The organism is Mycoplasmatota bacterium (assembly GCA_018394295.1).
Classification (GTDB): domain Bacteria; phylum Bacillota_I; class Bacilli_A; order Haloplasmatales; family Haloplasmataceae; genus JAENYC01.
In genome coordinates, this window is the sequence record CP074573.1 from 890,353 (window position 1) to 916,165 (window position 25,813).

At 26.8% G+C, this 25,813-nt stretch carries 24 protein-coding genes and 1 pseudogene; 17 read left to right on the top strand and 8 right to left on the bottom strand.

Translation table 11 applies throughout. From position 1 onward, the window contains the following. Positions 1-91: 91 nt before the first annotated feature. Both KHQ81_03955 and KHQ81_03960 read right to left on the bottom strand, forming a co-directional pair. Positions 92-1,388: pseudogene (locus tag KHQ81_03955) on the bottom strand (ISL3 family transposase). A 115-nt stretch (positions 1,389-1,503) separates the two neighbouring features. Further along, positions 1,504-1,839, bottom strand: coding sequence for a YbjQ family protein (locus KHQ81_03960; GenBank protein ID QVK18875.1), 336 nt, complete (start codon positions 1,837-1,839; stop codon positions 1,504-1,506). Between the two features lie 432 nt (positions 1,840-2,271). Between KHQ81_03960 and KHQ81_03965 the strand changes: the two genes are divergently transcribed. From KHQ81_03965 to KHQ81_03985, 5 genes are all read left to right on the top strand, one after another. Next, the gene (locus KHQ81_03965; GenBank protein QVK18876.1) at positions 2,272-3,153 is read left to right on the top strand and encodes a hypothetical protein; all 882 of its coding nucleotides are present in this window, start codon (positions 2,272-2,274) and stop codon (positions 3,151-3,153) included. A 240-nt stretch (positions 3,154-3,393) separates the two neighbouring features. Next, positions 3,394-5,163 carry an ABC transporter ATP-binding protein gene (locus tag KHQ81_03970; GenBank protein ID QVK18877.1) on the top strand — a complete coding sequence of 590 codons (1,770 nt, stop codon included), beginning with the start codon at positions 3,394-3,396 and terminating at the stop codon, positions 5,161-5,163. Then, the gene (locus KHQ81_03975) at positions 5,163-6,890 is read left to right on the top strand and encodes an ABC transporter ATP-binding protein (GenBank protein QVK18878.1); all 1,728 of its coding nucleotides are present in this window, start codon (positions 5,163-5,165) and stop codon (positions 6,888-6,890) included. Before KHQ81_03970 ends, KHQ81_03975 begins: the two co-directional genes overlap by 1 nt. Positions 6,891-6,995: 105 nt before the next feature. Then, a complete protein-coding gene (locus KHQ81_03980; protein QVK18879.1) occupies positions 6,996-7,658 on the top strand; it encodes a hypothetical protein in 663 nt (220 codons plus the stop codon). A 23-nt stretch (positions 7,659-7,681) separates the two neighbouring features. Continuing rightward, entirely contained in the window at positions 7,682-7,876 is a 195-nt protein-coding gene (locus KHQ81_03985) for a helix-turn-helix transcriptional regulator (protein QVK18880.1), read from the top strand. 71 nt (positions 7,877-7,947) lie between these two features. Here KHQ81_03985 and KHQ81_03990 read toward each other — a convergent pair whose 3' ends face one another. Beyond that, a complete protein-coding gene (locus KHQ81_03990) occupies positions 7,948-8,724 on the bottom strand; it encodes a methyltransferase domain-containing protein (protein QVK18881.1) in 777 nt (258 codons plus the stop codon). Positions 8,725-8,827: 103 nt separating this feature from the next. Here KHQ81_03990 and KHQ81_03995 point away from each other — a divergent pair, with 103 nt between their 5' ends. The 4 genes from KHQ81_03995 to KHQ81_04010 all read left to right on the top strand — a co-directional run bounded on the left by KHQ81_03995 (position 8,828) and on the right by KHQ81_04010 (position 15,085). Next, positions 8,828-9,691 carry a GNAT family N-acetyltransferase gene (locus KHQ81_03995; GenBank protein QVK18882.1) on the top strand — a complete coding sequence of 288 codons (864 nt, stop codon included), beginning with the start codon at positions 8,828-8,830 and terminating at the stop codon, positions 9,689-9,691. A gap of 190 nt (positions 9,692-9,881) precedes the next feature. Continuing rightward, positions 9,882-11,240, top strand: a complete 1,359-nt coding sequence (locus tag KHQ81_04000; protein ID QVK18883.1) for a hypothetical protein — start codon at positions 9,882-9,884, stop codon at positions 11,238-11,240. Position 11,241: 1 nt separating this feature from the next. Beyond that, complete coding sequence (locus tag KHQ81_04005) at positions 11,242-11,874, top strand: DUF4194 domain-containing protein (protein QVK18884.1); 633 nt, start codon at positions 11,242-11,244, stop codon at positions 11,872-11,874. Further along, positions 11,852-15,085: an AAA family ATPase gene (locus KHQ81_04010; protein QVK18885.1), complete on the top strand. Its 3,234-nt coding sequence runs from the start codon at positions 11,852-11,854 to the stop codon at positions 15,083-15,085. The genes KHQ81_04005 and KHQ81_04010 overlap by 23 nt, the downstream gene beginning before the upstream one ends. An 84-nt stretch (positions 15,086-15,169) precedes the next feature. Here KHQ81_04010 and KHQ81_04015 read toward each other — a convergent pair whose 3' ends face one another. Continuing rightward, on the bottom strand, positions 15,170-16,057 hold the full coding sequence (locus KHQ81_04015; protein ID QVK18886.1) for a hypothetical protein: 888 nt from the start codon (positions 16,055-16,057) through the stop codon (positions 15,170-15,172). Positions 16,058-16,265: 208 nt separating this feature from the next. Here KHQ81_04015 and KHQ81_04020 point away from each other — a divergent pair, with 208 nt between their 5' ends. Continuing rightward, complete coding sequence (locus KHQ81_04020; protein QVK18887.1) at positions 16,266-16,829, top strand: thiol-disulfide isomerase; 564 nt, start codon at positions 16,266-16,268, stop codon at positions 16,827-16,829. Between the two features lie 38 nt (positions 16,830-16,867). On the opposite strand, the gene KHQ81_04025 is transcribed toward KHQ81_04020, so the two are convergent. Then, positions 16,868-17,344 (bottom strand): thioredoxin family protein, encoded by a 477-nt coding sequence (locus KHQ81_04025; protein ID QVK18888.1) that lies wholly within the window; start codon positions 17,342-17,344, stop codon positions 16,868-16,870. A gap of 155 nt (positions 17,345-17,499) precedes the next feature. Here KHQ81_04025 and KHQ81_04030 point away from each other — a divergent pair, with 155 nt between their 5' ends. Both KHQ81_04030 and KHQ81_04035 read left to right on the top strand, forming a co-directional pair. Continuing rightward, complete coding sequence (locus KHQ81_04030; GenBank protein QVK18889.1) at positions 17,500-17,958, top strand: hypothetical protein; 459 nt, start codon at positions 17,500-17,502, stop codon at positions 17,956-17,958. A gap of 264 nt (positions 17,959-18,222) precedes the next feature. After that, positions 18,223-18,780: a DJ-1/PfpI family protein gene (locus KHQ81_04035; protein QVK18890.1), complete on the top strand. Its 558-nt coding sequence runs from the start codon at positions 18,223-18,225 to the stop codon at positions 18,778-18,780. A 65-nt stretch (positions 18,781-18,845) separates the two neighbouring features. On the opposite strand, the gene KHQ81_04040 is transcribed toward KHQ81_04035, so the two are convergent. Next, positions 18,846-19,514, bottom strand: a complete 669-nt coding sequence (locus tag KHQ81_04040; GenBank protein ID QVK19546.1) for an IS3 family transposase — start codon at positions 19,512-19,514, stop codon at positions 18,846-18,848. A gap of 28 nt (positions 19,515-19,542) precedes the next feature. Next, a complete protein-coding gene (locus KHQ81_04045) occupies positions 19,543-20,187 on the bottom strand; it encodes a hypothetical protein (GenBank protein ID QVK18891.1) in 645 nt (214 codons plus the stop codon). A 200-nt stretch (positions 20,188-20,387) separates the two neighbouring features. On the opposite strand from KHQ81_04045, the gene rsmD reads away from it, so the two are divergent. Together rsmD and coaD are read left to right on the top strand one after the other, a co-directional pair. Next, positions 20,388-20,954, top strand: coding sequence for a 16S rRNA (guanine(966)-N(2))-methyltransferase RsmD (rsmD, locus tag KHQ81_04050; GenBank protein ID QVK18892.1), 567 nt, complete (start codon positions 20,388-20,390; stop codon positions 20,952-20,954). A 7-nt stretch (positions 20,955-20,961) separates the two neighbouring features. After that, complete coding sequence (coaD, locus tag KHQ81_04055; GenBank protein QVK19547.1) at positions 20,962-21,429, top strand: pantetheine-phosphate adenylyltransferase; 468 nt, start codon at positions 20,962-20,964, stop codon at positions 21,427-21,429. A 43-nt stretch (positions 21,430-21,472) separates the two neighbouring features. On the opposite strand, the gene KHQ81_04060 is transcribed toward coaD, so the two are convergent. Continuing rightward, entirely contained in the window at positions 21,473-22,618 is a 1,146-nt protein-coding gene (locus KHQ81_04060; protein QVK18893.1) for a hypothetical protein, read from the bottom strand. A 159-nt stretch (positions 22,619-22,777) separates the two neighbouring features. On the opposite strand from KHQ81_04060, the gene KHQ81_04065 reads away from it, so the two are divergent. The 3 genes from KHQ81_04065 to KHQ81_04075 all read left to right on the top strand — a co-directional run bounded on the left by KHQ81_04065 (position 22,778) and on the right by KHQ81_04075 (position 25,803). Beyond that, positions 22,778-23,020: a ferrous iron transport protein A gene (locus tag KHQ81_04065; GenBank protein ID QVK18894.1), complete on the top strand. Its 243-nt coding sequence runs from the start codon at positions 22,778-22,780 to the stop codon at positions 23,018-23,020. A gap of 13 nt (positions 23,021-23,033) precedes the next feature. After that, positions 23,034-25,016: a ferrous iron transport protein B gene (feoB, locus tag KHQ81_04070; GenBank protein ID QVK18895.1), complete on the top strand. Its 1,983-nt coding sequence runs from the start codon at positions 23,034-23,036 to the stop codon at positions 25,014-25,016. Between the two features lie 133 nt (positions 25,017-25,149). Next, positions 25,150-25,803 carry a hypothetical protein gene (locus tag KHQ81_04075; GenBank protein ID QVK18896.1) on the top strand — a complete coding sequence of 218 codons (654 nt, stop codon included), beginning with the start codon at positions 25,150-25,152 and terminating at the stop codon, positions 25,801-25,803. Positions 25,804-25,813 lie beyond the last annotated feature (10 nt).

Sequence of the window (25,813 nt, forward strand, 5' to 3'; positions counted from 1 at the left end):
TTTTACTTGTAATATTAAGTTAATTTGGCTCTTTGTCAAGTAGTGTGGGTAGAGAATATCCAATAAACTGACATTAAATCAATTACGAGGATTAAGCTGAATGACTTAGTCCTCTTTTCATTGTTCCCATTCCATGAGAAATGAGAATTCGTAGTTTAAAATGATGATAGCTTCTATAACCAAAAGCTATACGCTTGATAACTTTTATTTTATTATTTATACCTTCAATTACACCATTTGTATAATTAGTAGACATTAGATTTAGAATATAGGATTTATTCTTACGAATAGATTTAACTGATGTTTTCATATAAGCTGATATGTTTGGGTATTCTTGTTCAATTTGATCAAGAGTAGTTGTAAAGAGTTCTGGATTTTTGTTTTTAATACTATGTAAAAGGTCCTGATATAGTTCATATGTATCTCTAAGTTCATTACTTTGATCTAGTAAATAATTTATAATATCTTCTTCACACATCATTTGTTTAAAACAATAAACTTTTCTATAATTTTTGATGTCTAATTTAGCCCGATCTTTCAATATAAGCTTCCAATAACGTTTAAACTTATTGTAGTTCTTTTTATCTTGATTCATAATTCTAACTCTAGTTTTATTTAATGAGCGAGAGATTAATTGAATAATATGGAATTTATCCATAACTATTTTAGCGTTAGGAAAGAGCATCTTTATAAGTTGAATGTAGGGCTTGTACATGTCGATAACGATTAATTTTACACTTCTCCTTGCTTTTTAGTGTATCGTTGGAAATATTTGATTAATGAATTTAAGCGTCTATCTTCAACGATATCAATTATGCTTCCATTATGAGCATCACAAAAAGAAAAGACATAGCCCCTACTGATGATTTAACTGATTTAAATTCATCAAAACAAAGTTGTTCAGGTAAATAATTATAATTAGGCTTATGCACTTCATAGAAACTGTTTATAACACGATTTACAGTGGAATGTGATACATTATGTTCTTTGGCTAAATCACACTCAGAAATCTTATTAGAAGCTGCAAGAGCAACAGCTACTTTAGTATTATTAGATATATAACAATGCTGATTAACAATAGATGTCTTGAGAGTAAAGGTACTATTACAATGATGACATTTATAACGTTGTTTTCTAAGTTTTAAATAAGCATTCATATTAGATACTTTAGGTAAAGTTATTGTAGATGTCTTAAAGCCATGCTTTTCAAACTGGTTATCAAATACACAACCACATGAATAACAATATTGAGGCTGATATGTGAGAGTTCCATAATAGATTTGTGATCTAACACCCTTAATAATTTCTTCTGAGTAAAAGTTTTCATTAAAAGAAATATTTTCATCTTTTAAATTTAGTACTTTTACGATACAATTGTATTGAGACATATTTCCAATCCTTTCATTAGTGATTTCGTCGTTATTAATTGTATCAGGATATTGGAAATCTGTCTCATTTTTTTATGCAAATTAAATGGTGTGAGTTTATTACCCACACCAAATATTATAGAACCGTTAATTTTTTATCTTCTATGACTACCGCTGTTCCATAAGCAATCATTTCTGTAGCTCCTTGCATAATTTGTGATGTTTGCAATCGAACACAGATGATCGCATTTGCGCCTAATTTACTTGCTTCATCAGTCATCCTTTGTATCGCAATATCTCTTGCCTCATCTAGTGCTTGTTTATAAACTTTAATTTCTCCCCCAACTATCGTTTTAAGCCCAGCTAATAAATCTTTTCCAATATGTTTAGCACGAATAGTTGCGCCTTTTACAAATCCTTTATGCTCCATAATGTCTTTGCCTGGTATAAAATCTGTTGTACTTAAAAACATTTTACCTACCTCCTTCTAACTTAATTATAATAAGATAGAAGTAAAAATATTATCAAAAAAAGTGGATTCAAAAAAAAGTGACCATCTTTCGATGGTCTTGAAGTGATAGGATGTGACATAAGTCACTAAGTAAGTATATGTGAAAGGGAGAGGAGAAGTATGATAGAAGAATAGGGGGGGATTCATTATGAAATTGTGCAACTTTTTCGTTGCAGTAATATTATGAGTTGAAAGGTTATCCTTTATGCAAAAAATGTTAATTTTTTTTGAAAAATTGATATTTAACAAAAATATTAAAGATTATGTTCATCTATTTTAAATACATAAAGAATAAATTCATGAAATAATTGTATAATGATGAAGAATCATGTAAAATAGTAGGAGGATTAATATAAAAACTATTGGATAAAACAATATACAAGAGGGATGAATATGTTAGAATACTTTAATGAAGAAGACCAACAATACTATAATCAATTTATTAGTGAACGTGTAGTAGAAATAAAACATAATAAAGAAGAGTTGCTACAAGTATGTGACTCTATTATTCAAGTTTTTAGTAATGATAAAGATAAATCTAAGTACTTCAAATACATATTAGGAGATAATCATTTAAAATTTATTAAATTAGATGATATAAAATTAATACAGAAATTATCTTTAGAATTATTAATTGTTTTAGTTAAAGAAATGAATGATAATGATTATAATGACATTGTTATGAAACTTATAGAAAATGAAGTTGATCAAGAAATAATCTCTCATATTGAAAAATGTAGAGCTAAACAAATAAAAGATGAGAGTATCATTTATTTTATTTTAAATATGATATCAATTATTGGTGCATTTTTATTATATTATTTAGATTATTATAAAATAGATTTTATCCCTATATTGACTCAAATTATTGTGATTGTAGCGTCTTTACGACTCAATCGAGTGAATGCGATAAAATCAGGATTACTTCTAACACTTTTGAATTTCACTTTAGTTCTTCCTTTAAAAGATGTCATTTATAGGTATGATTATCAATTAACTAGCTTTTTATTTATCGGGTTTATTTTACTTGGATTAATTAGTTCGATTTTACCCAATTATTTAAATAAACGATTTACTATTATAAAAAGTACCTATAGACGATTCTTTTCTGTTTTTATAACATCATTTTTGTTTACCTTTATCTTACTATTAGGAAATATTTATTATACAAAAAGCATGAATTTATCATATCATTTTAATCCTCTTTATAAACTAATTGAGCCATTATTTATTGCTATAATTAGTATTCAAATAGTTGATTCTTTGAAAAAATAAAGATAATAAGGAATTTATAAATTTAATATGTGTTAAATGAGTATATTTGATTCTATTGTTTCAAATATACTTTTTTTTTACAGATGTTTTTTAGTTATTAAAAATAATTAATAAAAACTTTAAAATATTGTAAAACTATTAATTTATAATTTAATTTAAAAAAAGTATTGCCTAATGGACGAAATGATAGTATAATATTAGTGTAACAAAACAATGTTCTATTAAAGGAGTATGATATATATGGAGAAGAACAGAGGGACAATAAAAATTATTCATTCATTATTTAAGATGTTACCTAAAAGGCAGTGGTTTATATTAGCAATCATTTTTATTTTAGCTGTATCTACAACAGAAATAGCGTCAGCTTATTTTATACAAGTGATGACAGACTCAGCTATATCAAAAGATCTTAGTCAATTTTATTACACGTTAATTTTTCTATTAATATTAACTGTTTTTGAAATTTCTTTTATTTATTTTAGAACGAAATTATTAGGCAATTATTCAGAGTCAGGGTTAAAATTTATAAGAGAAAAATTATCTAATCAATATAACCAGTTAGATATGGAAACATTTACCACAAATCATACAGGAGATTATGTATCAAGAGCAACTAATGATGTCAATAAAGTAAAAAACTTTTTAAACGATACATTTGCTGGTTTAATTTGGTATCCACTTACCGGAATAGGTGCATTTGTCTATTTATTAATTTTTAGTTGGAAATTAACATTAGTTTCATTAGCTGTTATTCCAATCGTTTTTATCGGTGTTAATTTGTTAAGTAAGCCATTAACATTAGTTAGTAAAAAATTACAAGAAAAATTAGGTGTGGCTAATTCACACATTCAGGATTATATTAAAGGCGTTGAGGTAAGTAAGGCTTATCAGCTAGAGGGGGTTTTAGGAGAAAACTATTATGAGATAATTGATGAAAGTGTAGGACAGGGTAAAAAAATTGCGAAAAAAAGAGCTTTGATCAATTCATTTTCGAATCTATTTTCACTTATACCTTTCTTTATTACCTTTTCTTTTGGAGGATATTTAGTTATTAATGGAGAAATGTCAGTTGGAGACTTGCTAGCTTTTATAAATTTATTAAACTATGTGACGAATCCGATTATAGTCCTTCCAAGATTATTTACAACGGCAAAAGTTGATTTAGCAGCTTGTAGTCGAATATTTGATATGTTAGATAGTAAAACAGAACGAACAGATGGGCAAATCCACAAAATAAATAATCATTCGCCAATCATTGAATTTAAAAATGTAGATTTTAAGTATTCAGATCAAACCGATTTAGTATTAAAAGATATAAATCTTAGTATAAACAGGGGTGAATCAATCGCTTTAGTAGGACCAAGTGGGGGAGGGAAATCAACCATTATGCGAATGCTTTTAGGCTACTATAACCATTATGAGGGATCAATTAATATCTATGGAGAAGAATTAAAAACGTGGAATTTAACTGAATTAAGAAGACGATTATCACTAGTATCTCAAGATACATACCTCTTTCCTGATAGTATAGAAGAAAATATAAGTTATGGAAAATTAAATGAAGAAATTTCATTTGATGAGATACAAAACGCAGCTAAAATAGCTAATGCGCATCATTTCATTGAATCACTGCCAAATCAATATCTAACACCTATTGGAGAGTTAGGAAACCGATTATCAGGCGGAGAGCGTCAAAGACTATCCATTGCACGAGCGGTTATAAAAAATTCAGAAATTTTACTTCTAGATGAAGCAACCTCAAGTTTAGATAACGAATCAGAAAGTTTAGTTCAGGAAGCACTAGAACGATTAATGAAAAATACAACAAGTATCGTTATCGCACACCGTTTATCAACTATTAAAAATGTTGATCGTATTTTAGTGATTGATGATGGTAAAATTGTAGAAGTGGGTACACACCAACAACTATTATCTAAAGATGGAATATATAAAGGTCTTTATCAAAAGCAAATGAAAATTGAAAATGAAGAAGAGGGGAAGGTCGCATAATGAAAAGAAATTGTTTTATAAGAATTTTATCATACATGAAAAAAAACATATTTATTTATTTGATCAGTTTATTAATCCTCGGGCTATGTGGCTTCGCGGTTCAAGCATTTCTTGCAACACTATTTAATGAAATGTTTGATGCAATCGAGAGAGGAAATATAAATCAAATGTTACAATCGGTTAAATTTTATGCGCTCCTTATTGTTGGTATTTTTCTTATCTTCCCAATATTTGCATATATCGTTAATAAAATAATTTATATAACAACAGGAAATATTAGAAAAGCTGTTTTTCAAAAGTTAGAAAAATTACCTGTATCATTTTTTAAAAATAACCATAGTGGTGATATTGTTTCAAGAATGACAAATGATATATCTGAAACTGAAAAAGTATATGATACTATTTTTACAGAAGTGGTGGTTACATTAATAATTGCAATAGGTGGAATCTTTTATTCATTCTATCTAGATTGGCGCTTAGCCATAATTTCTATTATTGGTGCAGGACTTACCTTATTTGTGAACTTATATTATGTTAAAATATTGCGGGTTTTAGGTAAAAAAGTTCAAGAAAACTTAGCTTTATTAAATAAAACTTTAACAAATTTGTTAGATGGAGTCCATGTTATTCGCGTGTTTAATTTACAAAAATTAATGATGAAGAAAATTGGCAATAATAATCAAGATGTTTATGATGTTTCTGTTAAAAGAGTTAATACTCAAGCTGTGATATCAGCATTAAATGCACTTAGTGGATTTATTAGTTTTGGTGGGTTAATGTGTGTCGGCGTTTATTTATCAATACAAGGTAGTACGACTATTGGAGCAATTGTTGCGATTGCCCAACTACAGAATGGGATTAGAAATCTTGCAAGATTATTAGGGACATTTATAACGAATATGCAATCATCACTAGCTGCTTCTGAGCGTGTTTTTGAAGTACTCGATGAAGAAGAAGAACCAGTTAGTTATACATTAGAAACAGAAAATAACAAGACAAATCACATTATAGATATGGAGAATTTGTCATTTAAATATGATGATAATCTTGTATTGGAAAAATTATCTTTAAGCATTCCTAAAGGGAAAGTATATGCTTTAGTTGGTCCGAGTGGTGGGGGGAAATCTACAGTATTTAAGTTGATTCTTAATTTCTACAAGCCTAGTAGTGGAGATTTATTAATAAATGGTGAATCAATAAGTCAACAGAAAATTACTGATATTAGAAAACAAATGGCTTATGTTCCACAAGATGCCTATCTATTTACAGGGTCAATAGAAGATAATATTCGTCATGGTAATAAAGACGCCACACAAGAGGAAATAATACAAGCAGCAAAAGCAGCTAATGCACATGAGTTTATAATAGAAATGGAAAATGGATATAATACTAAAGTAGGAGAACGTGGTACACAATTATCAGGAGGCCAGCGTCAAAGAATTGCGATTGCTCGAGCAATTTTAAAGAATGCGCCTATTCTACTGTTAGATGAAGCCACATCAGCCCTTGATACAGAATCAGAATGTCTTGTACAAGAAGCTTTAAATCAATTAATGATAGGTAAAACAACACTTGTTGTTGCCCATAGGTTACAAACAATACAGAATGCAGATCAAATACTCGTTCTAAAAGATGGTCACATTGTAGAACAGGGTACACACGATGAGTTATTAACACTTGGGAACGTTTATAAGAATTTATATAATAAACAATTTAAAGTTGCATAAAGTGAGTCATATGACTCACTTTTTATTTGTATAACCAAGAGAGGATTCTTTGTTTATCTTTCTAAAAATGATATAATAGTGTTATGATTTTTAAAGGAGCAGATTATGAAATTAGTTAAATTCCATTCAATCATGAGTTTTTATGGACTAACCTTAGTGATTATGTTTTTATCTATCGGTTCAACTGTTTACGATCTAATTCAAACTCACTCATATTGTTTTTGGTTGATAATAATACTTGAAATTGGAATCTCCATAAAGTTAATTATTCAAATTTTTAAGTATGACTATTTTCCATATTCAGATTTACTTAATCAATTTATCATATTTATTGTCATGATTTATGCATTTGAGTATAAAGGATTTTACTTTTATTTTTTTATTTTGTTGACAATACTTTTATTATATTTATTAAATAGGTTGCATCGAAAAATATTAGTTAGAAGTGGTACTAAATATTTTTATCAATTAGAAATTAGAAATAATTTCTTACTAACTGTCATATATATTGGATATGGGGCCTTTTGTTATGGTACATTTATTCTTACTCATCATGACTATATGGAGATTTTAAATCAGATTGAAAATGCACTCTATTATGTTATTTATCCCTATTTAATTATTATCCTTATTTTATTTAAACTACAATATGATAATAAAACGGATAAATATAACACAAAGCAAAAATATAGTAAAGATCATTTAAAATCGATATTGAAAAGAAATATATTCTTAAATGGGCTTAGTTTATTATTGTTATTTTTGTAAATAAGTTGCGTAAGGTGAGACTATTGAAAAATATTAAAATGAAGTTATCCCGAATTGAAAAAGATTTATCACAGGAAGATTTATCAATTATTGTTGGAGTGACGAGACAAACAATTGGTATGGTTGAAAATGGAAAGTATAACCCTACACTAAAATTATGTCTTAAAATATGTAAGGCACTAGATAAATCTTTAAATGACTTGTTCTGGTCTGAATAAGTCTTTATTATAAAAAAGAAAAAAATAGGAAGCGGATTAAGTATGCTTCCTATTATTATTTTTGGTTATATTCACCTTTTATTTCCTACTATAAGCCCATGTGAACTGTATCCTAAAATCGATTTATCTTCACAAGTTCTTAAGTGATAGTAAAACCAATTATTAAATGTCCTATCATTAAAGTTATTTATGCTATCTTTTAGTGTATAATTTAATCCATCCACTGCAATATGGTGCTTAATCACAAATGGAAAGTCATTTAGGAGTAATTCTATTTTATCTGGATTTAGAAAACAGAAATGTCCGCCGATTGAGAAGTTATCTAACATATTGTCAATATTTTCAATCGTAAGGAAACGGTTGTCATATAACGCCTCATTAATGAAAGCCATATAATTATTAATATAACTAAATGCAACCAATCCATTGGGTTTTACTACCTTTAAACATTCATTTATACATTGTTTTTTATGTTTATCACTATGAAGATGATAAAGTGGTCCTAAACACAAAACTACATCAAAATGATTCTCTTTAAAAATAGATAGATCACGGGCATCTCCTTGAATAATTTCAATAGGTGCGTTATATTGAAGTTTTTCATTCAATATATTAATGTTTTTATCTACTAATTCAAAGGCAGTTACTTGAACGCCTTTATTTGCATAATAGTAAGAATAAATACCAGTACCAGCACCTACCTCTAGAACACGCATATTAGGTTTTATGAACTGATCTAGATAGTGAACGGTTGTTAAAAATTCTATTTTATGTGCATTATCCCTAAATAAACGTTTGTCTTCTTCGTATTCCTGATAATAATCAATAACAAGTTTTAAATCATCCATCTTATCCTCCCATTGGTTAAATATATCTTTATTATACACTATTTATTTGATTTTTTGCCCACATATGGTAAAATATAGAAAATTGTAGGTGAAGGAGTCAAATATGAAAATTAAAGTATATGATACCTTAACAGAGTATATGAATGAAACCTTTTCATTTTTAGCTCAGTATGAACTTCAAAATAATTTGATAATTGGAAATTGTATTCGTGCGAAAGAATATCATCAAGATACAAGAAACTTTTTTTTAGCAACAGTTAAAAATGAAAATGATGACATAAAAACCATTGTTATGCAAACGCCACCCTTTCCACTTTTAATCTTTGAAGTGGGAAATAAAGCTTGTAATGAGGGATTAGAATGTTTAATCGATTATCTATTACAACAAAAAATAGATATACCTGGGATTGTTACTGAAAAACAATTATCAAAAAGATTTCTTGATCGCTACATAAAAAAAACAAATATTAGTACCAAGGTAAATATGAATATGCGTATCTATCGTTTAGATAAAGTTCAATATAGAGAAAATGATAAAGGTTATTTACGAAAAGCAACAATGGATGATTTATACTATATTCCTTACTGGAATGATGCGTTTGCACATGAATGTGACATTGAAATTAGAACATCTGATTTTTTATTAAGAGTTGATAAATTTAAAAAACAAATTGAATTTGGTTATTTATATGTTTATGAAGATAACATACCAGTTAGCATGATAGCTGCAGGTCGGAAGACTTTAAACGGGATTATCTTAAATAATGTATATACACCACCCCACTATAGAAAAAAGGGATATGCCACTAATATGGTATCAGATGTTTGTACGCAATTGTTAGACGATGGCTATCAATTTTGCGGTTTGTTTACTGATTTAAAAAATCCAATATCTAATAGTATCTATCAAAAAGTTGGTTTTTATCCTGTATGTGATTATGATGAAATAGCTTTTATAAGAAAATAATATCTAATTTTATGATAAAGTTATTAAAAAATGACAATTTTAAAAGAATTCTATTGAAGTTTCAATAGGATTTTTTGTTTTTAAATTTTATCGGTTTATTTGTAGGTTGAAAATTAAAAAAATAACTTATATATTAATAAAAACATGAATATATATTTATAAGATTAGTAATATTTGAAAGCGTGATGATATGAATACACATCAAATATATGAAATACTTCCCGAACATTTTTTTAGTGTATTGGCTTGTACAAATCAAGTAGAATATGCTGATTGTTTATTTTTGATGTTTCATTATTTAGGAAAAGGAAATTCATTTGGTGGAAAGAAAGAATCAATCATAGAATTATTATCTACTTATTTTAATCAATCGAATAATGATAATAAGCAAATACCACGTGAAAAAGCAATTGGTGTATTGAGGAGACTTAGACAATGTGGATGGATTTTTGAAGAAGAAGATGCAAACTATGAAGTAATTGTTAATTTCACATCTTATGCAATTCCTTTACTTAAAACATTAAGTGATTTGAAAAAGAGTGAAGCCCTTGAATATTTAGGATATATTTTTATCATTTATTCAGCCGTCAAAAATATGGAAATAGATTCTTTAAGTGATATATTAGATCAAATTTATTATAATACCACAATTGTGATGAACAAACTAAAGTCATTAAATGCAAATATAAAAAAATATATTCAAGATTTATTAAATAAAAAGGATGTTAATGATCTTAAGAGTATCGTAAGTAATCTATTTGTTGACTATAAAAAAAATATTATAGACAAGCATTACCAACGATTAAAGACATCTGAAAATATTAGTAAATATCGCCCCTTTATAATTAGTAAATTAAATGAAATTAGTATGAATGAGTCGATTATAAAAAAAGTAAGTTATGATTTAGTTAAAAAAGAGAAATATTCTGAATTGTCAAAAGCAAAGTCTCATATTTATGATCAGATTGACTATATCATTTCTAGTTTTGAGAATTTTGAACACATTATGTCAGAAATTGATAAAAAAAATTCAAAGTATATTCACACATCAATTTCTAAAATTTTATTTATCGTTAATAATAGTCAAGATTTACAAGGGAAAATTAATCTAATCTTACGACATTATGTGAAACAGAAAAAAATGAATCAAGGTGTTAAAGAAGAATGTGTATTTAATTTATTTCCACAGAAATATTTAGCACCAAATTCATTATATACAATGCCGGATAAAACTTATGTGAATTCTGTACAGACAATTGAATCTGAAATATCTTTATCATTTGAAGAAAAACAAAAAAAGTTTAAAAACTTTTTTGAAAGTAATGTTTATAACTTAAAACATATTAATTCCTATGTAAAACAATTATTAAATAAAAAGGAAAGAATATTGGCTTCTTCTTTGCCATTAAATAATTATGTGGATTATACGAAATTGATTTTAATATATATGTATTCAGGAAGTGATGTAGATTATAGCGTTGATAAACTTAATCAGATATATCAAAATCAAGGGTATCTTTTTTATGACTTTGAAATAAGGAGAAAGTGATATGGATAATGGACAAGTTTTATGCTTTTATAATAACTATATTGGGTTACATGAAAAAGATAAAACAAACTTTTCGCGTATCGTTAATAAATTACTATATGTCAATTATTTAACGAATCAAAAAGAAAGTGATATCAACGATTACTATTTTATTACAAGTCATTTTGATTTATTTAAATTATATTTTATGTTGATGGAATGTGAATTATTATTTGATACGACAAATCGTCTTATTTCTTTATTTAATAAACAAGGACGTAATCGGCTAAATTTAAAATTAAATGAAAGTATCGTATTATTAATATTAAGGTTATTATATGATGAAAAAATGCGAGAAGTATCATTAATGAATCAAGTAATTATTCATCTAGAAGAAATACATGATAAATATTTATCAATCGGTTTACAAGATAGACGGATTAGTAAAACTGAATTAAAACAAATTTTAGGATTATTTAGTCGCTATAACTTACTTAACATTCTTGATCATCAAATCAAGGATGATAGTAGTCGGATAATGTTATATCCATCACTTCTATATGCAGTGCATATTAAAGATATCAATGAAATATTTGATAAATTAACATCTTATCAAAAAGTAGGTGCAATTTGTGAAGAAATTAGTTCGAATTAAACTAATTAATTGGCATCTTTTTACTAATCAAACCGTTAATATTCATGATAATTGTTTGCTTTCAGGAGAGAACGGAGCTGGTAAATCAACATTTTTAGATGCAATACAATATGTGTTAACTGGAGGAAAGGCAAAATTTAACTCTGCCGCAAATTTACAAGCTAAACGAAACTTAGAAGGTTATTTAAGATGTAAATTAGGAATAGAAAATAAAACATATTTACGTAATAAAGATGTGATAAGTCATATTGCTTTAGAATTTTTTGATGATAATTCTTCTAAAGTTTTTATTATTGGGGCTATTTTAGAAATCAATAAATCGGGGAGAATTTATGAGCGGTTTTATGTATTAAAAAATAATGAAATTCAAGATACATTATTTGTTGAAGATAATATGATTAGAGGGTATGCTTTATTCAAAAAGAATTTATTAAAAGAAAATGAAGAGGTTGTTTTCTGTGATACGAAGGAGCAAACCAGAAAACTATTCTTAGATACATTAGGCATTAAAAATGACAAATATATTGAATTAATTCCAAAAGCACTTGCCTTTAGACCAATTGATGAATTAAATAAATTTGTATTTGATTTTTTATTGAATGAAAAAAACGTTTCTATTGATGAATTAAGACAAAATGTAAGAAGTTATCGTGAGTTTGAAAACTTAATAGAATCTTTAAGTCAAAAAGAAGCGATATTAACTGATATTGCCAGTATATACAAAAATTATAGAAATTACGAGGATAAGGAAGGGTTACTAAATCAATTAATGGAATATAGTGGCTATAAACAGCTAGTCGATAAAGAAAATAGAATTGAAAATGAATTAGAAAGGATTAAAAAAAATATTAATAAGACACAACAAGAAGAATTATTATTAGAAAAACAGCTACTAGTCATTCAGGAAGAGATTGAAAAAATAAATCACGGATTAAATAAAAATACTTCCTATCAGTATTATCAAGAATTAGAACGTTTGATAAAAGCTAAGGAGAATGAGAAAAAACAATTTTTAAGTGTTGTGAATGATTTAAATATTATAGTGAATCATGAAAAGAAATTGGCAATGTATGTTTTTCAGCATATTAAAAAAGAGGACTGTTTTTTACATCATTTCAATATTAATCAAGCATTTGAAGAAGAAAATATGAAAAATCAAATGAAAGAGATAAAGAAAAGTTATGAAAAGATAAAAGAAAAGTTATTGATAGAAATCAATGATTTAAAAAAAGAAAAATCCGATTATGATAGCGAATTAGATAAAGTAAACGATACAATTTATCATTTAGAAAAAAATCAAATGAAGTTTGATCATCGTGTGACACGGTTGAAAACATTGATTGAAGCTGAAACAAGAAAAATCGGAGATAAGAATTGCCGTGTATATGCCTTATGTGAATTAATTGAAGTTAAAGATGAAGCATGGCGTTATGCTTTAGAAGGATATTTAAATACGCAACGTTTTGATTTAATCGTAGACCCAATTTATTTTGATCAAGCACTATATATTTATGAAAAATATAAAAATAAAGAACATTTATATGGGGTAGGATTGGTGAATACAAAGGAGTTAGAGCGTTATAAAGAAACAAAAGAAAAATCTTTAGCTTCAAAAGTTATCTCGAAGCACAGTGATGCAAGATGCTATGTCAATATGTTACTTAATCGTATGATATGTTGTGAGCATGTAAGTGAATTAAAACAATATAAATCAGCAATTACAAAAACATGTATGGTATATAAAAATTATACAGCAAGACAAATTAATCAAGAGATATATAGTAAACCATATATAGGAATGGAAGCAGTAAAGTTACAGTTAATTAATCAAAAAAAGTTAAACAAAGAATTAGTAAATAAGCGTAATTTTTGTGTAAAAACAATCTCTTTAAAAGAATTTTATTTAGAACGTCTTAAAGCAAGTCAATTAGATTATGTGATTCAAAATTTGAAATCAGTTACGATATTACATCGAATAAATAATGAATTAAAAGTTATGAGAGATAAATGTCAACATTTTAAAATTAATCCAGAGGTACATAATTTATATAATGAATTAAAACAGAAAAAAGAAGCATATATTAAAATTGAAGAAAAGAAGAAAAATTGTTTTTTAAATGAAGGGAAATTGTCTAGTGATTTAGAAAATAAAAAGAATGAGTTAACAATAATTCATGAAGAAAAATTAAAACATCATAAGGAAGTTGATTCATTGATTAAAGATTATTTTGATGATTTAATGAAACAATTACACAATAGTATTACTAAAGTAGTTACTTATTGTCAAAGTGAGATAAAAAGTAACGAAGAAAAAATGAAAGAGTCACGAGTAAATCTCATGTCAAAAATGAATCAGTTTAATATCAAATATCATGTTGGTTTTAGTCCTACGATAGATGGAATTAATAATTATTTAGATGAATTAAACAAAATTAGAAACTACGAATTAATAAAATATCAAGAGCAAGCTAAGGAAGCACGATTAAATTGTGAAATTGCCTTTAAAGAACAATTTATTTACAAACTAAGGGAGAATATTATAATAGCACATGAAGAATTAAATTATCTTAATCTTGCATTAAAAAATAAAAGGTTTGGTGGAGATGAATATGAATTTATTTATAAAGCAAGTCCTCATCATGAATATGGTCGATATTATCAGTTAATTATGAAAGAGGGAGAATGTTATGAGGATACATTATTTACAGAGTCAATAAGCGATCAAAACAAATTAATTCTTAAAGAGTTATTTGATAAACTAGTCATTGATCGTAATGACCAAGAGGCGTATACAACACTTGCCAAATTCTGTGACTATCGTAATTATATGAGTTATGATATTAAAATTAATCATCAAAATGGAGAATCTACTTATTTTTCAAAAGTAAGTAGAGAAAAGAGTGGTGGAGAAACCCAAACACCTTTTTATGTGGTTATCGCAGCTAGTTTTGAACAACTTATGAATGATAAAAAACGGGATTCACCTGCTTGTTTTGTGTTGTTTGATGAAGCATTTAACAATATGGATGATTCTAGAATAAACGCAATGATGGAATTCTATCATCAATTAAATATACAATTGATGATTTCTGTACCACCTCAGCGTGTTGAAACCATTATTGAACATGTAAACACAACATTAGTGGTTATGAAAGATGAAGATAAGTCCTTTATTGAATCATTTTCATATTATGAGTTAGGAAATGATTAGTATAAATTTATATGTATTATAAAACGCTCTCGATGATAGAGAGCGTTTGTTTATATAATACAATAAAAGATTTTTAGTACCTTTTTACAAATTCACATCGACAATTTCATCTAGATTGATTACTTCAAATTCATCGTGATCATATTCTGGTAATTCATAAAAACGTTGATTTGTTTTCTCATCATCTGTTGAATGAAACAAATAACAATCTAATTCATGGTCAATTTTCTCTAACATGTCTGAAAATATATCTATCACTTCATCAAATGGTATCAAACTTGTTTTATGTTTTTTAAGACCTAAAAATCCTTTGTAGGTTCTTGTAATGAATACATAGTCACATTTAGGAATGAGGCTTCCTTTTAGATTATCCCATGAAAATACAGTATAAATTGATTGATTATTTATATTTTTGATAAAAGAAATATCAGGGACATCTATATTAAAGATTTGGTTTAGTTTTTTCTTTTCAAGTGAATAAAAATAATAATAATTCGATTTTTCTTTAGTAGTTGACAGTAATGGATATTGTTTATTAAATTCAATACATGTTAATTCATTATTTTTAATATACGAGTCGATTAATTCTTCTGTAGTATATAATTTTATGGTATTCTTTTCTTCTGTTAAACTTTGAATATCGTTTATGTACAAATCAAAAGTTTTTGATAAGTTTTCAATAATTGGCATAGCTTCTAGGGCATAAAAAGAAGGACGTAAATAATTAATGGAGAAATAAGTGTAACAAAATTCATAAGCATCATCAAAAGAAATATCCGTAAACAATTCATTTTTTTCATTATAAATGATAGAAAAAGAAACACTTGTTTCATTATTTTTGTACACAAATTGATATAAATCAACATCTAGGGGTTTAATTGTAAAGTTTTTTTGCTTGGTAAAAAATGAAACAACATTGTCTAAAGTAATTTTTGAATTTTTATTTTTAAAAAATATTAAATCAAATGACATAATTATTCTCCTTATGTTTTTATTTATTTTACCATAAAATTTTTAATAAAAGTTAATAAATATCTACTTTTTTATAAAATTAGTTAGTTTATATGGTATTAGTTGCGGGCATGATGGATAATTATACAAATTTACATTAATTTGGTTCAGTGGTATAATTGAAGACGAAATTTTAGTAATTTTCTTTTAAAGTAATGGAGGAAATATCATGAATAAAAAAAATATTTTTTTAGTGAGTATCATTATCTTATTATTCGCTGCAATAGTTGGTATAATTAATATTCAAATTAAAAAGAATAAAGAGGATAGTAATTATCAACCATTTACTTATTTACCAACATTAAATTTTAATCAATTTAAAACATTATATGATAATAAAGATGAATTCTATGTTTATATAGGGCGACCTGATTGTGGTGATTCTCGTCAATTCGAAAATGAATTCGCAAAGTATTTTGTTGATTTTGATAAAGAAGGTAATTTTGTACAGTTAAGATATGACTTAGGAGATAATCCGTTTTATTATTTTGATGTATCAGAAATCATTGAATCAACGAAGTCTATAGAACAAAGAAAGACATATAAATCTTATGGTTTTTATTATACCCCATCACTTATCCATTACAAGGAGGGTAAAGTTGTCAATATAGCTGAATGGGATCCTGTTTTCGGATTTGATGTAACTGATTATTTAAAGTGGTTTTATGATAATCAATTAATTGCTTCTAAAGATGAAGTTTATCATAAGGGACCTACAGATAGAAATGATTAAAAGAAGCTATAGTCTCACCTATAGCTTCTTTAATCTTCTTAATTTGTAAAATTTATAAGTGTTTTTTGAGGTTTTTCTGAACCTGGCATTTTATCTATAATGTATTTTCCTTCTGATACTTTTTTAATGTAAATAACTGTAGGGGTAGCTTTAAGTCCAATATCGCTAGCTAATTGACCACCTTCTGTTTCGTTAACGTTAATTTTATACATTCTAATTTTAGGATTTTTAATGAAGTTTTGATAAGCAGCACTTTGCATTAACACTTGACAATGTCCGCAATTAGGGGAATAGAAGTAAACAAAATATTCTTCTTCATTTTCACTATTACCATATCTCATTGATGCGGCATGATTTACATTCGTTTCTTCTAGTGCTGTAGGAAGACTTCGAGGTTTAATTTTAGAGTCTTTAACTGTTAAAGAAATTATTCCGACAATTAGTAAGGTAGCAACTATTAATATACCTATAATAAAATATTTAAACGTGTTATCTCCACTTGTATATTTAATCATTGTTTTACTCCTTTGTTATTAAGTCTATTATGTATTATAACCCAATATTTATAGAAAGTAAATAATTTATATTTACCAGGTATTTTATTTAAAAACTTGTTAATATATAGAATATACAATATAATAATAAATAGAAAAAACATAAGGAGTCAATTATGCAAATTAGATTAAATCGTATTATTATTTTAGTTATAGTTCTTGTAGGGTTATTAGGATGTACAAAGGATGAAAAAATAGAAGTTAAACTGAATTCTTCTGAGGAAGCAATACAGAAATTTGAAAATAAAGATTCTTTTATTATCGTGATTGGTGAAAGTTTATGTGGAGGATGTCAAGAATATAAAGAGGGTACCATCACAAAATATGTTAATAAACATACACAAGATGATTTAATCTACATATATTCTGATAAAAGTTTTGCTAATACAACAGAATTTTATAATTTTTTAACAACATATGAAATAGATTATAATTCTTCTCCTACAACTTATTTTATCAAAAATGGTGAATATATTAAGACTAATGAAAATTCAGATGTTCAAACAAAATCTGAAGATATTATGACATTAAAACAATTAGAAGAATTTATTTCAAAAAATGAAGCATCAGAGTGATGCTTTTTTTATCCAAACAAAATCATTACAATTTAGAATCAATAATTTACGCAAATAAAAAATATGATTTATTTAAACTTAACTTAAATTATAAAACATTCCTAAATGGTGTAAAGTGAAAAATTAATCATTAAAGAAAATTTACAAAACTGTAGAATTATTTAAATTCATCTTATACAGAAAAGAAATTAAGGATTATCAAAAAAAATATTTAAATATGTAAAGAAAAAATGGTATAATCAACTTAGAACAAGGAGGGAATACATGGGAAAAATATTAATCTATTTATATAATCAAATGGCTGATTTTGAAATGACTTTTGCGACAACAACGATGATATGGTTAAAAAAAGAAGTGATAACTATTAGTAATGAAAATAAGACAGTAAAAGCTTATTCAGGACTTCAGTACCAACCGCATATGACAGTTTCTGAGGCGTTATCTTTAGAAGATATCGATGGTTTAATTATCCCAGGTGGTTGGGAGCGAGAATTAACACCAAATCTTAAAACGTTAATTGAAAAGTTAAATACAGAAAAGAAACTTTTATGTGCAATATGCGCAGGACCGCAATTTTTAGCAAATGCAGGTGTATTAAATGAGGTACAATTTACAACAACTCTTACAAAAGAATCTTTAGCAAATGATAATCTAGAAGATTTCTTTAATTGGGACCACTTCATTAGAGAAAAAGTAGTAAGAGATCAAAACATTATTACCGCATTAGGGAATGCATTTATAGATTTTGCGATTGAAATTCTTGACTATTTTAATGCATTTGAAGATGCTAATCAAAAAGAATTTTACCGTAAACAATATTAATAATAAAAGGAGCAATTGAACTTACACCTGTCAAGTAGACAGAAATAAAAAAAGTAAAAATTTCATTAAGCTGCTTTAAGATGGTTTCTATATTGAGTAGGGGCCATCTTATTTAATGTCCATTGATATCTCTTACAGTTATAATATCTCATATAGTTATCAACAATTTTATATAACTCATAAAAGTCTTTAGCCTGTTGATAATCACATTCATCTTTGAAATGACCAAAGAATGTTTCCATTTTAGCGTTATCCAGGCAATTACCTCTTCTAGACATAGATTGTATTATATTTAATTCTTTCAATTTATTTACATATGACGGATTTGTATAATGAACACCTTGGTCTGAATGAATCATGGTGTTTTTCAACTTTTTCTTTCCGTATTTTTTAACAAGTTGATCAATTATTTCAAGTGATAAATTTAAACTTAATCCTCTAGATAGCTTCCAAGCCACTATTTCTCTCGTACAAAGCTCTTTAACGACAGATAAATAATATCTTTGGTTACCATAGATTAAATAAGTTATGTCGGTCACAAATACAGTATCTGGCTCTTTAACATCAAACTGTCTATCTAATTTGTTTTCAAAATAATTGTGTTCCTTATTTGCCTGCATAATCCCTAAATAAGGGTTTACCTTACGTATTTCAGCTCGTATTCCATATTTCTTCATTAGTCTATAAATCTTCTTAGGATTCATGACAATGCCTTCATCGTTTTTTAAATCCATATTTATTCTTAAGTATCCATGCTTCTTATTATGTTTTAACCATGTTTTTTATAACTACAAAATCAGCGTAATCCTGTTCTTCTCTTTTTTGTCTATTAGGTATTGTTTTAACCCACTTATAATAACCTGATCGAGATACTTCATAATATTTACATAATAACTCAATGGATATTTTAACTTGATCTTTTAATTTATGTATATAACGGAAAATATCTTGAGTAGGCTTAATTTTAAACTCATTTCCGCTTTGTTTCACTTCCTTTCCTAGCCTGTATTCTTTTTTTAATTCTTCATTTTCTTTTCTTAGGACTTCTATTAATTTCTCTTGGATCAGTACTTTTTCATCACTAGATAATTCTATTTCTTTCTTTGGTCGTCCTGATTTGCCATTTTTATTACGACCTCTATTTTTCTTATAGAAGGATTCTTTTCCTTGTTCATCATATTGCTTTATCCACTTTAGTACATACATATCATTTTTATCTTTATTAAATGGTAGTTTATTTAGTTCGAATATTTCCCTCATTGGATATCCTTGTTTTCTCATCTCTACAGCCTTAATCTTAAATTTAGGGGTATATTGAAGTATCTTACCTACCTTAAGCACATTAGGATTCTGTTCCAATTCTTGACGATGTTCTTTAATATATTCTTTAATACTTATTTTACTCATTATTATTACTCCCGTCTTCAACTTTCTCTATTATAAAATAAAATACCTACATAACCAACACTTTTTTATTTCGTGTCTACTATATAGGTATAATATCAAATGCTCCTTTTATTTTCTCTAAAGGATTATAAATTATCAAAATGATGGGCATTCATGGTGAATTATGGTAAAATAGATAATAATAAAAGCGTGGTGATTTTATGAGAATTGTATCCGGTACATTACGTGGAAGGACTGTCAAAGCAGTTCCGGGAAAGAAAACTAGACCAACACTAGATAAAGTAAAAGAATCAGTTTTCAATGCATTGGGTCAGTATTTTACAGGAGGCATTGGTCTTGATTTATATGCAGGTAGTGGAAATTTAGGGATTGAAGCAATCAGTCGGGGTCTAGATTCTTGTGTATTTATTGATAGAGATTTTTTAGCTCATCAAGTAATCAAAGATAACATTAAAACATTAAATATTGAATCACAATGTGAAATATTTAAAATGGATTCCTTTAAAGCACTCACGATGTTATCTAATAAAAAATATCAATTTGATTATGTTTTTCTAGATCCACCTTATCAAAAACAAAAAATAAATGAAGTATTAACTAAATTAGAAGATTATGATTTATTAAACGATGAAGCGACGATAATAGTAGAATGTTTGAAAGAATCAGAACTTTTAGTTAAGTATAAAGGATTACAATTAGAAAAAGAGTATATTTATGGGATAACCAAAATATCAATATATAAAAAGTGTGGTGATAGAATTGAATAAAATTGGAATGTATCCAGGATCATTTGATCCTTTAACTTATGGACATTTAGATTTAATTGAAAGAGGAAGTAAAATATTTGATACTTTATTAATTGCGATTTCTAAAAATATCTCAAAAGATAGTTTATTTTCTATTGATGAAAGAAAAGCTATGTTAGAAAAAGCAACGGTTAATTATCAGAATGTTAAAGTGGTTGTTTGTGATCAATTGATTTCATCTTTCGCTAAAGAAATGAAAGCAACTTCTTTATTAAGAGGGTTAAGAGCTGTCACTGATTTTGAATATGAATTACAAATGGCATCAACAAATTTACTATTAAATCCTGAGGTAGATACAGTATTTATGATGACTAAAACTGAGTATTCCTATTTTTCATCTAGTATGGTAAAAGAAATTGCTCGGTTTAACGGTGATATATCTAAGTTTGTTCCACCGTTTGTTGCTAATCAAGTGTATCAAAAATTAAATAAATAGTTAAAAATCCAATCTATAAATTTAATAGATTGGATTTTTATTATTATACTTTTTTTATATTTTTCTTTAGTGTAATTAAAACAAAATATGTTATTAATAATAATAATATTGAGAGTAAAAGTATATTTTTTTCTTCAATATGTAAATGATATATATAGAAAGTACTGATAATTTTCTCTTGATAGAAATATGGAAATAAATAATAAGCAATAACCCCACTAAATATCATTTGAGCTAATCGTGATATAAAGAATGGAAGATACTTTAACTTGATTTTTAATAATATACTTTGAATTTGTGAATGTATCGATAAACCACCAAAGGAGATTAACATTGTGATAAAGGTTGTTGCAATTCGAGTAGGAAATGAACTTTTTATCACATTATCAACCCCTAATACCATTTCAAAAATACCGATAAAAAAAGCATTATATGTTTTATATTGAATATCAAATAAATGAAAAATATACTGATAAGAATATTTAATAAATTGTGATGAGGTAATCATTACAATGATGAGGTTATAAAATATCATGAATCCTCCGATTAAAAACATGGTGTTCATTCCACTTTGCAAAATAGTAGTAATCGTTTCACCAAAACTTGTTTTATGTTTATTTTTATGTTTTACCATTTTAGCATAGGCTTCTTTTAGAGAATATTCATCTTGATAATTTGTTTTTATATTATAACGCATGAGAATTCCAATTAAAATATTAGCAGCTATATGGCTTATTAAAATAACATATCCAATCGTTACATTATGAAAATAAGCATATCCAATCGTACCAATGCAAAAAATAGGATTGACAAAGACACAAAAAGATAATAAATGTTGTGCTTCTGTTTTTGTTATCGAACCATCCTCATAAACTTGAGAAATAATAATCGCACTAGAGGGATTACCTGATAATAAAGACATGAAAAAAATAAAACCGCTAATTGATGATGTTTTAAATAATCTCCTTGTAATAGGTTTGATTAAATCGCCTATCAAATGTGCAACACCATAGCGAACAGCTAAAGAACTAAATATATAAAATGGAAAAAGAATAGGGAATACCCGTGTTGCCCATAACATTATCGCAGTTTTAACACCAATCATAACATATTCTGTTTCAATAATCATAAATATAATAGAAAGAATTATAAACAATGCAACCGTTAAGTTTTTAAGGATTTTTATCATATTATCACCATATTTTATTAATCTTATATTAATGTATATAAGAAAAAGATTTGCCTCATGCATTTAATATAGAAAATTTCTGATATTGTTTGACATTAAGGGAAATAATCACTATAATATAGTAGTAAATGATAACCATTATCAGTTAGAGGTGGTAGAATGAACCAATATAAATCAATTTTTAATATGTCAATCGGTGAAACAGGGATAATAATTGATATGGAAACGATCGATAAATCAACTCGCCATCGTTTTATGGATTTGGGTATAGCACCTTATGCGAAAATTAAATTACTTAATAAAGTAAATTTTAATCAATTATATATTATTGAAGTTGATGATGTAGAAATATGCATACGACAAAAATATGCAAGGATGATTATAGTTCAAAATAATAATTAAAAAAGGTGATGTTATGCAGTATTTATTAATTGGAAACCCTAATGTCGGAAAATCATCAGTATTTAATTTAATGAGTGATACCTATGCCCATGTAGGGAATTATGGTGGAATTACAGTTGACAAAAAAATTGGAAAATTTAAATATGGTCAGTTAATTGATTTACCTGGAACATATAGTGTTTCTCCAAATAGTGAAGATGAGGGAATCGTCACCTATTCATTATTAAACGATACATATGATGGAATTGTTAATATTGTAGATTCAACCCATTTAAAAAGGAACCTTCATTTAACAATTCAGTTGTTAGAATTAGGAAGCCCAGTTGTTATTGGACTTAATATGATAGATGAATTAAAACAATCTGGAAAAAAAATTGATCATTTAAAATTAAGTGAAAAATTAAAATGTCATGTATTTAGTTTATCAGCAAGAACAAAAGAGGGTGTTGATAATCTAGTAAATCACTTAGAAGAAATAGAAAAACAAGAACCATTTCAATTATACTATGGAAAAACGATTGAAAATGCGATTTCAGAATTAATGGATCTTATGAAAAAACAAGATAATAAAATATTAAATCGGTGGTTAGCGATTCAAATATTAGAGGGAAATCAAGGGATATTAGAAAATATTGAAGGTATAAACCCACTTCAAGTTGAATTGATTACAAAAAATTGTGAAGAAGAGATTATTAGTAATAAAGATGCTTTTTCATTAAAAGGTGCTATTTTTAACTATCGTCGCGAATTTATTAATAAAGTAGTTCAACAAAGTTTAATGACTGTAAATGATATAAATCAAAAGAAAATGATTAATCATCGTATAGATGATTGGGTAACACATCCCATCTTAGGTTTTTTCTTTTTTCTTTTTGTAATGTTCAGTATATATTTTCTAACATTTGATTTTTTTGGAACTTATTTAAGTGATGGAATTGACTACCTAATATCTAATCACTTATCACCACTCATCTCCAATTTACTTCTTATTATGGGTGCTAAAGAAGATGGAATGGTTATGAGTCTAGTTTTAGATGGAGTTATTAGTGGCGTGGGTGGCGTTCTAGTATTTGTTCCTCAAATTGGAATTTTATTCTTTCTATTAGCTATTTTAGAAAGTACTGGATACATGACGCGGGTAGCAATAATGCTTGATACCCTATTATCTAAATTTGGTTTAAATGGGAAATCAATTGTTCCTTTAGTAACAGGGATTGGATGTAATGTTCCTGCGATTATGGCGACTAGAACAATTTCTGATAAAAAAGAAAGATTGCTTACCATCTTAATTATCCCTTTTATGAGTTGTTCAGCAAGAATTCCTGTCTATGCATTACTTGCCTCAATTTTTTTCAAACAACATAAAGCGTTAGTGATATTAAGTATGTATGTAATTGGAACCCTAGTTGCACTTATTTCTGCTAAACTATTATCACTTTCAATATTCAAAAATTCTACAAATCAATTTATTATAGAAATCCCACCTTATCGTCTTCCTAGTGGTCGTAATGTCTATCGTCAAACAAAGTTAATGATTATGGATTTTATAAAGAAGGCTGGTAAATTTATATTATTAGGAACCATCATGTTATGGTTTTTACAATACATTGGACCCTCAGGTGTTGCCCATACGCAAGATAGTAGTTTTTTAGCGTATTTAGGTAATTTTTTTGCACCATTATTTATCCCAATTGGGTTTGGTTCTTGGGAGGCAACTAGTAGTCTAATTGTTGGCTTTTTAGCGAAGGAATTAATTTTCTCTTCTATGATAGTTATTTATGGAGGAGAAGCAGCTGTATCTACTGCGTTTACAGGATTAAGTGCGTTTAGTTTTATGGTATTTAGTTTATTATATTTACCATGTCTAGCAACAGTCGGAACCATTCACCAAGAGACAAAATCTTTACGATTTACTCTATACTCTTTGTTATTTACTTTTTCGATTGCTTATTTTGTCAGTTTCTTGGTTTACCAAATCGGCTTACTATTTATCTAGTGTTTTTATAAATTGTTTAAATAGTCTATTGATATCTCTATTATTTTATGATTGAATATTGTAAAATAGAGATATCATAGACTTTTTTTCATATAGATTGATAAAATTGAGAATAATAATAAGGTGGGGAAATATGAAATTATTGAGTAACTTTGACTTAAAAATTTTTGCGTTATTATTCATGACTATTGACCATATTGGATTAATTTTTGAATTTGGAGATATTTTTAGAATTATTGGTAGACTTGCTTTTCCTATATTCGCTTTTCTCATCTATCAAGGATACAATTATACAAAGAGTAAGATACATTACTTTTTGAGATTATTAATATTTGGATTATTAATAGAAGGTGCCATGCAAGGTATATCTTTATTTGTTGAAATAGATGCTTCTAGAAATATTTTTTTTACACTAAGTTTTGGTTTGTTAGTATTGCTTATTTCTGATAGTAAATTCCATTTTATCATAAGAGTTTTATCGATTTCAATAGTACTTTTAATTGCATCTCTATTAAATTTTGATTATGGTTGGTATGGCATTTTATTTATTTTCAGTTTTCATTTTTATCGACATGGTTTTTATATTCCAATTATTTTACAAGTGATACTTTCTTTTATATATAATTATATTTATGATTCACCAATACAATATTATGCTTTATTAAGTTGGATTTTAATCATTCTTTATAATAATCGAAGAGGATATCGTATTAAGTACTTATTTTATATATACTATCCCCTTCATCTAGTTGTTTTATATATTGTGTTTCTAATACTCTATCAGTAAAAATTGATTA